This window comes from Chitinimonas sp. (assembly GCF_036568685.1).
Taxonomy (GTDB): Bacteria; Pseudomonadota; Gammaproteobacteria; order Burkholderiales; family Chitinimonadaceae; genus Chitinimonas.
Window position 1 is genome coordinate 1 of record NZ_DATCSC010000082.1, and the last position, 9,893, is coordinate 9,893.

At 64.8% G+C, this 9,893-nt stretch carries 12 protein-coding genes; 6 read left to right on the top strand and 6 right to left on the bottom strand.

Annotated elements, in window-relative coordinates:
- Positions 1-1,274, top strand: a 1,274-nt coding sequence (locus VIM95_RS12335; RefSeq protein ID WP_331986091.1) for a chloride channel protein, incomplete at its 5' end; no start/stop codon positions are given.
- A gap of 133 nt (positions 1,275-1,407) precedes the next feature.
- Here VIM95_RS12335 and VIM95_RS12340 read toward each other — a convergent pair.
- The 6 genes from VIM95_RS12340 to VIM95_RS12365 form a co-directional block, all read right to left on the bottom strand.
- Positions 1,408-1,896, bottom strand: a complete 489-nt coding sequence (locus VIM95_RS12340; RefSeq protein WP_331986093.1) for an SRPBCC family protein — start codon at positions 1,894-1,896, stop codon at positions 1,408-1,410.
- The gene (locus tag VIM95_RS12345) at positions 1,893-2,231 is read right to left on the bottom strand and encodes a metalloregulator ArsR/SmtB family transcription factor (protein ID WP_331986095.1); all 339 of its coding nucleotides are present in this window, start codon (positions 2,229-2,231) and stop codon (positions 1,893-1,895) included. Before VIM95_RS12345 ends, VIM95_RS12340 begins: the two co-directional genes overlap by 4 nt.
- Positions 2,232-2,373: 142 nt before the next feature.
- Positions 2,374-2,811: an energy transducer TonB gene (locus tag VIM95_RS12350; RefSeq protein WP_331986097.1), complete on the bottom strand. Its 438-nt coding sequence runs from the start codon at positions 2,809-2,811 to the stop codon at positions 2,374-2,376.
- A 51-nt stretch (positions 2,812-2,862) separates the two neighbouring features.
- The gene (locus tag VIM95_RS12355; RefSeq protein WP_331986099.1) at positions 2,863-3,075 is read right to left on the bottom strand and encodes a hypothetical protein; all 213 of its coding nucleotides are present in this window, start codon (positions 3,073-3,075) and stop codon (positions 2,863-2,865) included.
- Between the two features lie 130 nt (positions 3,076-3,205).
- A complete protein-coding gene (locus tag VIM95_RS12360; RefSeq protein WP_331986100.1) occupies positions 3,206-4,045 on the bottom strand; it encodes a type 1 glutamine amidotransferase domain-containing protein in 840 nt (279 codons plus the stop codon).
- 112 nt (positions 4,046-4,157) lie between these two features.
- Positions 4,158-4,850, bottom strand: a complete 693-nt coding sequence (locus VIM95_RS12365; protein ID WP_331986101.1) for a type 1 glutamine amidotransferase domain-containing protein — start codon at positions 4,848-4,850, stop codon at positions 4,158-4,160.
- A gap of 105 nt (positions 4,851-4,955) precedes the next feature.
- Here VIM95_RS12365 and VIM95_RS12370 point away from each other — a divergent pair, with 105 nt between their 5' ends.
- The 5 genes from VIM95_RS12370 to VIM95_RS12390 all read left to right on the top strand — a co-directional run.
- Positions 4,956-5,867 (top strand): LysR family transcriptional regulator, encoded by a 912-nt coding sequence (locus tag VIM95_RS12370; RefSeq protein WP_331986102.1) that lies wholly within the window; start codon positions 4,956-4,958, stop codon positions 5,865-5,867.
- Positions 5,868-6,068: 201 nt separating this feature from the next.
- Positions 6,069-7,211 (top strand): DUF2235 domain-containing protein, encoded by a 1,143-nt coding sequence (locus VIM95_RS12375; RefSeq protein ID WP_331986103.1) that lies wholly within the window; start codon positions 6,069-6,071, stop codon positions 7,209-7,211.
- A 65-nt stretch (positions 7,212-7,276) separates the two neighbouring features.
- Positions 7,277-7,726, top strand: coding sequence for a DUF5675 family protein (locus tag VIM95_RS12380; RefSeq protein ID WP_331986104.1), 450 nt, complete (start codon positions 7,277-7,279; stop codon positions 7,724-7,726).
- Positions 7,727-7,810: 84 nt separating this feature from the next.
- The gene (locus VIM95_RS12385; RefSeq protein ID WP_331986106.1) at positions 7,811-8,215 is read left to right on the top strand and encodes a cupin domain-containing protein; all 405 of its coding nucleotides are present in this window, start codon (positions 7,811-7,813) and stop codon (positions 8,213-8,215) included.
- A gap of 132 nt (positions 8,216-8,347) precedes the next feature.
- The coding region (locus VIM95_RS12390; protein ID WP_331986108.1) for a hypothetical protein at positions 8,348-9,893 on the top strand (1,546 nt) is incomplete at its 3' end.

Consider the following 9,893-nt stretch of genomic DNA (forward strand, 5'->3'; position numbering starts at 1 on the left):
TCTGGGGTGGGGCGCTGGTGGTGGGCCTTGTGGTGGTGCTGTTCGCCCGCCTGAGCGAGCTGGCCGGCAATGCCTTTATGCAGCTCTACCACTGGCACCGGCTAGTGCCCTTGCTGTTGACTCCCTTGGGCGGTATGGCGGTGGTCTACGCGGTACGGCGCTGGTTCCTGGGGGCGGAGGGCAGCGGCATACCGCAGGTGATCGCCGCTATCTCGCAGAGTGAGGCAGGTGGGGCCACCAGCCGCCTGCTGTCGCTGCGTATTGCGCTGGGCAAGGTCGTGCTGGGCGCGGCGGCCGTGGGGGTGGGTTTCTCGGCCGGGCGCGAGGGGCCGTCGGTGCAGGTGGGCGCGAGCCTGATGCATGCACTGCGGCGCTTTCTGCCCAAGGGGCATGGCACGGTGCCAGCGCATCTGATCCTGGCTGGTGGTGCGGCCGGTATTGCCGCTGCCTTCAATACGCCCTTGGCGGGCATCCTGTTCGCCATCGAGGAGCTGTCGCGCCGCTTTGAGCACAAGACTAACGGGGTATTGCTCACCGCCATTGTGCTGGCCGGGCTCGTTTCCATCTCGCTGCAGGGCAACTACCTCTACTTCGGCAACTTTGCGGTGAGCACGGTCGATAGCCGTATCATTCTGCCGGTGCTGGCCTGTGGGCTGATCTGCGGGGTGGTGGGCGGGCTGTTCGCGCGCGGCCTGCTGTGGACCTTGCAGCCCTGGCCGGGCACGCTGGGCAAGCTGCGGGCAAACCACCCCATCTGGTTTGCCGGTGCCTGCGGCCTCTTGGTGGCGGTGGTGGGCATCATCACCCAGGGCGATGCCTTTGGCTCGGGCTATGGCATTACCCGCACCATGCTGGCCCACCCGGACGATGTGCCGGCCACCTTTGCGCTGGGCAAGATCCTGGCCACCATGGCGTCGTTCTTCAGCGGCATTCCCGGTGGCATCTTTGCGCCCAGCCTCTCCATCGGCGCCGGCATCGGTCACGACCTGATCCCGCTGCTGGGGCAAGCGCTGTCGCCGGCTGGCATTTACGCGCTCTGCATGGCGGCCTTTCTGGCGGCGGTGACGCAGGCGCCGATCACGGCCTTTATCATCGTGATGGAGATGATAGACGGGCACGAGATGGTGCTGAGCCTGATCGCTGCCTCCTTGATCGCCTCGCTCACCAGCAAGCTTTTCTGCCGCCCGCTCTACCACGCCCTGGCCGAGCGCCAGGTAGCGCTGGCCCAGGCCGCCCAGGCTGCGGCAGACGCACAAAAAAAGACAGCACCATGAGCCATCTGGCCTGGGTGCTGTCGAGTGCTCTGTGATCCAGCCTGATCGCTGGGTACCGCTCTGCTACACGGGTTCAAAGTAGCACGCTGAATACATTTGCACAAATGTAATTGCCGGCCGGCGATAGGCGGGCCTACATCTTGGTCTTGATGTGCTCTACCAGTTGGTCCAGCACCGTGCCCCAGCCATGCTCAAAGCCCATCTCGATATGCTTCTGGCGGGTTTCCGGGTCTTTGTGGATCGCTATGGCGGTGTAGCGGGTGCGCTCGGGGCTCAGGGGTTCCAAGAGCAGCATGGCGGTCATAAAGGGGTTGGGGGCAGGGCGGTAGCCGGGCAAGAGGGCGTCGGTCCAGACCATCTTGCGCTGGGGAACCACCTCCAGGAAGCAGCCGATATTGGGAAAGATCTGGCCTTCGGGCGAGCGCATATCGGTACGGAAGACGCCGCCGGGGCGCAGGTCGATCTCGCACTCGGCCACGCCCCAGGGGCGCGGGCAGAACCACTGCACCAGGTGCTCGGGGGTGGTCCAGGCGGTCCATACCAATTCGTGCGGCACGTCGATCTCGCGCTCCAGTACCAGGTCGAGCGTGGGGTTGGGGGTGTAGATGGGGGACTTGCTCATGTCTTCTGCTCCTTCAATTTAAGTAGATAGCTATCCAGCCGGTCGAGGCGCCCCTCCCACAGCCTGCGCTGTGCAGAGAGCCAATCCTCGGCCTGCCGAAAGGGCGCCGTGGCGAGCTCGAAGGTACGTATCCGGCCCTGTTTCTCGGAACGCACCAGCCCGCTTTCTTCCAGGATCTTGAGATGCTGGACAAAGGAGGGCAGGGCCATGTCGAACGGTTCGGCCAGCTCACTGACCGAGGCCCGACCCTGGCTCAGCTTCTCCAGCACCTTGCGGCGCGTGGGGTCGGAGAGGGCCTTGAAGACGTGGTCTATCGGGTCGGCAAGGTTGGACATGGTTTCGGCTCGTCTTGTTGTTGCCAGACCAGCATAGCAAATACTTAGGAAAAAAACTAAGTATTAAACAAAAAATAGACCGGCGGGTAATCGGCCGGTCCATTGGGGCTGGTATACCAGGTACCCGTGGTACGGGTACGGACTAGCCATCTACCAGCTGGAAGACGAGCAACTGGCAGGTCACCTTGTCTTCGGTACCGTCGTCTGCCAGCGGCCTTAGCTCGGCGCCCTTGATCCAGCGCAGGACGGTATTGTCGAACACCTTGGGCGGGTAGCCGGCGACGATCTCGGGCGACAGTGCCCGATTACTGCTGTCGCGTTCAAAGCGCAGCAGCGCAAAGCCGCTTTGTCCGCGGGACTGCGCGGCACTGGGGTAGGGGATGGCGGGCTTTTGGATATAGACGGACGGCTTGGGTTCCAGGTTGAAACCCTTTTTCTTGGCAATATCCCAGTGGGATTCAACCAGCAAGGTCACGACCGGCTTGCCCTCGCGGATATCAAACTGGAACTCGGTGGTCACCGTACCGGGAACGGTGCGGCAGTCCTCGATAAACGGGTAGTAGAGCCAGAGCTTGTGCACCTCCTCGAAAGCGCCGTCAAAAACGCCTGCCGGGATCGATTCGACTACCTTTTAGCTCCGCACCTTGCCGGAGATACCGACATTCATTTCCACCCGCAGTTTGCCGGTGATCTGCTTGGCCAGGGCTTCCTCCGGGTACTCAGGTGGCACCGCGATCTGCGGCCGGCCGACCACCTTTGTATCGCCGATCAGGTTTGCAGCGTGCGTGATAGGGGCGAGTACGGCGAGGACGAGAGCGACGCTCAGGCAGCGGGTGCGGATCATGGCCGGGTGGGTACCGTCTATGCCGATAGCTCGGCGGGGCCCAGAGTGTCGCAGACCGCTGCGCCCCGGTGAATCCACCAGATGGGGGATGTTGCGCGGAGAGCAACAATCTGGGCAGCGACTGAGTGGCTTACTTCAAGCGTGCCAGCAAGACCTGGCCCACCTGCAGCGCAGAGGCCGGGTTCTGGCCGGTGATCAGCTCGCGGTCTGCCACCACATTGGCAGTCCACGGCTGGGCGTTGCTGCTGTACTTGCCACCGGCACCTTCCAGCGCGGTCTGCGGGTAGAACTTCATCGCCCCACCCTTGAGCAGGCCCTTGGCCTGTTCTTCCTCCTGGTTGCTGATCACCGTCATGCGGTAGCCGGCATAGGGCCAGGCGCCGGGCTTGGCCTGCCCGCCTTGCGCCAGCGTGGCGGTATAGCCCTGGGCATCGGGCAGGGTGGCGATCAGCGCAATGGGGCCGTGGCAGACCAGGGCGGTAGGTTTGCCGGCGGCGTGGAAGTGGTTCAGAAGCTTGCCCAGCGCCGGGCTGGTCAGCAGGTCCTGCATGGGGGCGTGGCCGCCGGGGATGTAGACGGCGTCGAAGTGGCCGTAGCCGATCTGCTCGACGCGGGCGAGGCTCACGACCGGCGAGCGCTGCTTGTCGGTCACTGCCAGCTTGTCGAGCAGGGCCTGGTGCTCGGCCTGGGCCTTGGCGTCGTTGCCAAAATACATGGGTGCGAGCGAGCTTTGGTCCACCGTCGGGGCCAGGCCCTGCGGGGTGGCGAAGGTGACCTGGTGGCCGGCGTCCAGTAGCAGCTTGACTGGCTGCATCAGCTCATTGAGGTAAAAGCCGGTGGCAAAGACCTTGCCGTCCTTCAGGTCCAGATGGTCGGCATCGGACAGGACCACCAGCACATTGGCGGCCTGGGCGGCACCGGTAAAGAGGCCGAGGGCAAGGGTGGTGGCGAGCTTGTGCTGCAGCTTCATGGGGTATCTCCAGCGAGGTTGAAGTGGGATTGCGGACCGCGCAGGCGTAGCGGGACCCGGCCTGCCCCGCCGGGGCAGGCTTGCGGTGTTGGGAATGCGGTGGTTTGCGGGACTAGTGGGTGGTATTTGCCAGGAGCAGATCTCTCAGCGCGGCGCCCACGCCTGCTGCCGACTGCGGGTTCTGGCCAGTGACCAGGCGGCCGTCGGCGACTACCTGGCAGGTCCAGTTGGCAGCCGGTTGGTGCAGGGCGCCGTGGGCGGCGAGCTGGCTGGCCAGCAGGAAGGGGACGGTGCCGTCGAGCTGCACGGCGCGTTCTTCTTCATCGGTAAAAGCGCTCACCTTCTTGCCGGCGACCAGATAGTCGCCATTGCTGAGGGTGACATTCACCAGCGCTGCCGGGCCGTGGCAGACCGCGCCGACCAGACCGCCAGCCTCGTAGACCTCGCGGGTCACGCGCTGTACTGCCTTGCTCTGTGGGAAGTCCCACATCGCGCCGTGGCCACCGGCATAGAAAACGGCCGAGTAGCGGCTGGCATCCACCTCGGCCAGCTTGGCAGTGTGGCGCACCGTCTCGCGGAAAGCTGGGTCGTTCCAGTAACGGGCGTTGACTGGGTCGTTCAGGTCCAGCCCGTCCACCGGCGGCTCCCCGCCCTGGATGGAGGCAAACTCGACTGCGATGCCGGCATCCTGCAGCTCGGCCAAGGGGTGGGTGACTTCGCCCAGGTAGTAGCCGGTGGGCAGGCCGGAGCTACCCTTGGTGCCGTGGCTGGTGAGGACGAACAAGACAGGTTTGATGGTGCTCATGCGGGTCTCCTGGTGGATGGCTGAATTCGATGGCGCTACTGTATTGACTTCAATGAAGGAGATAAATTATCAATTTGGGAAATGATTTTTCCTTTTGAGGCATAAATGAGCCGGAAATTCGACCATCTGGGCGACGTGGAGGCCTTTGTGGCGGTGGTGGAGCAGGGCTCGCTGACCAATGCAGCGGTGGCGCTTTCGACCACGCCTTCGGTGATCAGCCGCGCCGTTGCCCGGTTGGAGGCGCGGCTGGGCAGCCAGTTACTGCGCCGGACCACCCGCAGCCAACGCCTGACCGACGCCGGCCGGCTCTATCTGGAGCAGGCGCGGCAGGCCTTTGCGCTGATCGACGATGCCGAGCGCACCATCCAGGGCCAGGAGGGCGAGCTGCGCGGCAAGGTGCGGTTGAGTGCACCCACCACCTATGGCCACTACCGGCTACCGCCGCTGCTGCAGCGTTTTCGGCAGCGCTACCCGGCGGTACAGCTGGAGCTGAACATCACCAACCGCAATGTGGACCTGGTGGCCGAGGGCTACGATATGGCGATACGCCTGGGCCAGTTGCCGGACAGCGGCCTGGTGGCCCGACAACTGGAGGACGCGCCGCTCTGCCTGGTGGCGGCGCCGAGCTACCTGGCGCAGGCCGGCATGCCCCACAGCCTGGACGACCTGGCCCGGCACGCCTGCCTGCCTTTTGTCATGCCCAGCACCGGTCGCATCGGCCCCTGGTGGTTCAGGATAGACGGCCAGGATGTGGACTGGCCCGCCGTGCCGGCGGTGGAGGTCTCGGACGACGTGCTGGCCGTGGTTTCGCTGGCCGAGCATGGCCTGGGCATCTGCCAGAGCTACGACTTTATCGTGCAAGACCGCATCGCCCTCGGCCGGTTGGTGGAAGTGCTGCCCGCGCTGCGTGGTCGCAGCCGGCCTTTCTCGCTGATCTACGCCCCGCATCGGCGCTTGTCGGCCGCGGCCCGGGCCTTGATCGAGGTGCTGACCGAGGGCAACGCGCAACCGGCTTGAGCCCGGTCGCGGCCGGTTGTCGGAATTGTCCGGCCTCGCCTGCCGCCTGGCGGGCTATCCCCCAAATGGATGATGCGACTAGCCCTGAACCGGGGCTACGAAGTGGTAATGGCGAGGGCCCGCCCTGCGCCACCGATCCCGCTCCCCGGCCACCTTATGCCAGCCTGCGGGTTGTCCACCGCATCCTGCCGCGAGGTCGCCATGAAGCACATCCTTTTCTTTGCAGACGGTACGTGGAACAGTCCCGACAAGGACGACAACCACGATGGTTCGCCCGATCCCACCAATGTCTACAAGCTCTTCCTCAAGGTCAGCGGTCAATATGACCCTGCCTCGCTGTGCAAGAGCATGGAGCAGGAGGTGCGGCTACAGCGGGACGGCGCCACCGTCCAGGTCGCCAAGTACATCTATGGCGTGGGGGGCGACGACAACCCCATCAACCAGCTCTTGGGCGGCGCGTTTGGTGCCGGTGTGATCAAGCGCATCGTGCGCGGCTACACCTTTATCTCGCGTAACTATAAGCCGGGTGATCGCATCCACCTGATCGGCTTCAGCCGCGGTGCCTATACTGCGCGGGCCCTGGGCGGTCTGCTGCTGTCGCAAGGGGTGCTGCGCAGTGAGCTGACTGACGACCCACGCGAGGCCTATATCAACGGCACCGCCGCCTGGTACCGCTACCGCGAGGCATCGGCCCGCAAGCAATCTTTCTTTGGGCGCTTTGTCGAGGCGTTGACCGATCTGCCCAACTGGCTGGACAAGGTGACCCTGAACCCGGAGCACGACCTGATTCCTGTCAAGGACGATGAGGGCTTTGGTATATCCAGCATCGCCGTGTGGGACACGGTAGGCGCCTTGGGTATACCGGAATTCGCCGCCGGCGGGCAGCGGGTCGATACCTTCCAATTTGCCGACAACAAGCTCAGTGACCGGGTCAAGAAGGGCTTTCATGCCGTGTCGCGCGACGAGCAGCGGGTGGACTTCACGCCCACACTCTGGGCCGGCGCCGCCAATGTGGAGCAGATGTTGTTTGCCGGCGCGCATGCCGATGTGGGCGGCGGCTACCCCATGCTCGGTGGCGAGAGCGGTCTTTCTGATATCGCGCTCGAGTGGATGCAGGGAAAACTGGCCGGACAGGGGGTGAAGTTCGACCAGGACCGGGGCTACCCCTGCGAGCCCGCCTCGCAAGGCATCGCCCACCAACCCTGGCTGTACGTGCCTTTCCGCGATCTGCTCAAGGCACCTCGGGAGCTGGCTGGGCTGCAGGAACACGCATCGATCGACCAGCGTAGGAAGGTGGGCGACGTGCGCTACGACCCCAGCCAGCCGGCGCGTAGATACCAATAGCCACCTTACGGGTTGCGCACCGTCTGGTGTGCAACCCGTTCCACCTTCTAGCAGGGAGAACCAGGATGCATATCGAAGTGCAGCGTTTTGTGTCGGACAACGACACCACCATCAGCAAGGTCTATGTCGACGGGCAGTTTGTCTGCTTTGGGCTGGAGGACGAATACCGGGCGGTCAAGCTGGTCCACGAGACGCGTATACCCGCCGGCAACTATCAGGTGCGGCTGCGTTGCGAAGGCGAGCACCATATCAAGTACCAGCAGCGCTTTGGCGCAATGCACCGGGGTATGCTGCATATCCAGAATGTACCGGGCTTTGAGTACATCCTGATCCACTGCGGCAACACCCAGGCCGATACCTCGGGCTGCCTGCTGGTGGGCAGCGGTGCTATCACCGAGAAGGGCAATATGTCGATCAGTGGCAGCGGTGCCGCCTATGTAAAGCTCTACGGCATGGTGGTCAGCGCCGCCGCCGACAAGGTGCTGGACATCACCTTTGTGGATGGCGACCGCTGAAGCAGCCGGTGAGCGCGCGAACTATGCTGATGGGGTTGCCCGCCAGGGTGCGTATGTCCCAGTCATCACGTTAGGAGCCTAGTCATGCATGCTGCCCACCGTTTCTACTTCGGCCTTGCCACCTTGCTGGCCGGGGGCACCCTGGCCCTGGCCGATACGCCCCAATTGCAGCGCAAGCTGCTGCTCAGCGAGCCCTCGGCCCAGGCAAGGGTGGACGTAGTGCAGGCCGAGGTCACCATACCGGTCGGCGGCGTGGCCCCCTTGCACACCCATCCGGGCGACGAAGCCAGCTACGTGATCTCGGGTACCGTCGAGCTACGCGTGGGCGACAAGCCCCCCATCGAGCTGACGGCAGGCCAAGCCTTCCATATCCCCGCCGGGGTACCGCACAGCGCCAGGGTGATCGGCGAGGTGCCAGTCAAGCTCGCCGGTACCTGGTTTGTAGCGCACGGTCAGGCGTTGGCTACGCCGGTGCCTGCGGCGCAGTAGGCCTCGCAAGACATGGTCTTGCGGCGTCGCGGCAACGGCCGGCCTACCGCCGGGCGGCTGCCCGTCCGGGCCTTTTGCTACTCCGTCCTGGCTGGACTATGCCGGTACCTGGACTGGCCATGAAGGGTGGCGATGGAACAGCGACAGCGGCACGCAGAGGCCGATAGTGACAAACTACTGGAGGAACTGGTCGAGGAGCGGCGCAAGCACCTGGGCCAGGATGCGGCGACGGCTTGCCAGGACGTCCGCTGGGGGTTGGCATTGTCCGGTGGCGGCATACGCAGCGCCACCTTCTGCTATGGCCTGCTCACCGCGCTTGCCAAGGCCCGTGTGCTGTGGCGTTTCGATCTGATGTCCACGGTGTCGGGCGGTGGCTACATCGGCGCCATGGTTGGCCGTATGGCGCTGAACACGCGTACTGCGCAGGCGCTGCAGACGCAACTGGCCGACGACGGTGCCGCCTCCCACCACCGCAAATGGCTGCGCGCCAACAGCCGTTATCTGATTCCGCGTGGCAGCCAGGATTGGCTGTACGCCGTCGTCACCTTTCTGCGCAATCTGGCCGGCGTACATATCGAACTTGGCATGCTGGGCATGCTGCTGGGCTGCGTCTTGGGCGGCATCGACCTGTTTGCCTGGTGGTCGCTGGATCAGTGGATCAAGGATCCGGCGCTGCAACCGGCGCAGACCGCCCCGCTGGATGTCTGGAACCTCGTCTCCCCCTGGCCCACGCTGTGGCTGCTGCTACCCCTGCCGGTACTATGGGCAACGGTGGCGGCCATCCTGTACTGGTATATGCCCGCCGGCCCCAGCCGACCGGAGTTGGCGGACGAGCGGCGGCAGTGGGTGACCGAGCAGCTGGCGCTCGCCCTGAGGGTGGGCGTGGCCGTGCTGCTGCTGGGTGCCATAGACTGGGTGGCCTGGCGCATTGCCAACAAGCCTAGCCAACTGGTGCTGCTGGGGGTGGGCTTTACCGTCATCCTGGCGGCGCTGCGTACGCTGCTGCCGCTGGTGCAGCAGGGTGGCGCCACGGTCAGCGACTTCCTGCGCCAGCGCTTGCCGCTGATGCTGGACCTGGCGGGCAAGTTCGGCATACTCATGATGCTCATCTTCTGGACCAGTGTGGTACATGCGATAGCGACCCGGTACGTCTGGAGCGCCGATCTGGAGCAGGTGGACTTCTTCCATGCCGTGCAAGCGCTGGCCCTGCTGAGCGCTGGGGTGCTGGCCTGGCTGCTGGTGAGCGGGCGCAGCCTGGACTTTCTCAACCGCTCCTCCCTGCACCACTTCTACCGGGCGCGCCTGTCGCACGCCTATCTGGGCGCGGCCAACCCGGACCGGCGGGCGGATTCCAAGGTCACCCATGTCCACACGGCGGACGACGTGGCGATGCCGAAGTATGCGCCTCACGCGCATGGCGGACCGGTACACGTCATCAACGTCTGCATCAACCAGACCTATCAGCGGCACGGCCTGCACAACCTGGACCGGCAGGGTGAGCTGATGTCGCTGGTGGGACCGGGCCACTACCGGGTGGAGGGGCGCGGCTGGCAGCCGCTGGCGCCGGACAGCTCGGCCAGCCTGGGAACCTGGATGGCGGTGTCGGGCGCAGCGGCCGCACCGGGGCTGGGCAGCGCCACCCGGCCTGGCCTGGCCGCCATGCTGACCACCCTAGGGG

Coding starts and splice junctions, on each gene's coding strand:
- VIM95_RS12355 (WP_331986099.1), bottom strand. CDS start 3,075: ATGATCCGCACCCGCTGCCTGAGCGTCGCTCTCGTCCTCGCCGTACTC.
- VIM95_RS12385 (WP_331986106.1), top strand. CDS start 7,811: ATGCATGCTGCCCACCGTTTCTACTTCGGCCTTGCCACCTTGCTGGCC.
- VIM95_RS12365 (WP_331986101.1), bottom strand. CDS start 4,850: ATGAGCACCATCAAACCTGTCTTGTTCGTCCTCACCAGCCACGGCACC.
- VIM95_RS12380 (WP_331986104.1), top strand. CDS start 7,277: ATGCATATCGAAGTGCAGCGTTTTGTGTCGGACAACGACACCACCATC.
- VIM95_RS12375 (WP_331986103.1), top strand. CDS start 6,069: ATGAAGCACATCCTTTTCTTTGCAGACGGTACGTGGAACAGTCCCGAC.
- VIM95_RS12370 (WP_331986102.1), top strand. CDS start 4,956: ATGAGCCGGAAATTCGACCATCTGGGCGACGTGGAGGCCTTTGTGGCG.
- VIM95_RS12345 (WP_331986095.1), bottom strand. CDS start 2,231: ATGTCCAACCTTGCCGACCCGATAGACCACGTCTTCAAGGCCCTCTCC.
- VIM95_RS12360 (WP_331986100.1), bottom strand. CDS start 4,045: ATGAAGCTGCAGCACAAGCTCGCCACCACCCTTGCCCTCGGCCTCTTT.
- VIM95_RS12340 (WP_331986093.1), bottom strand. CDS start 1,896: ATGAGCAAGTCCCCCATCTACACCCCCAACCCCACGCTCGACCTGGTA.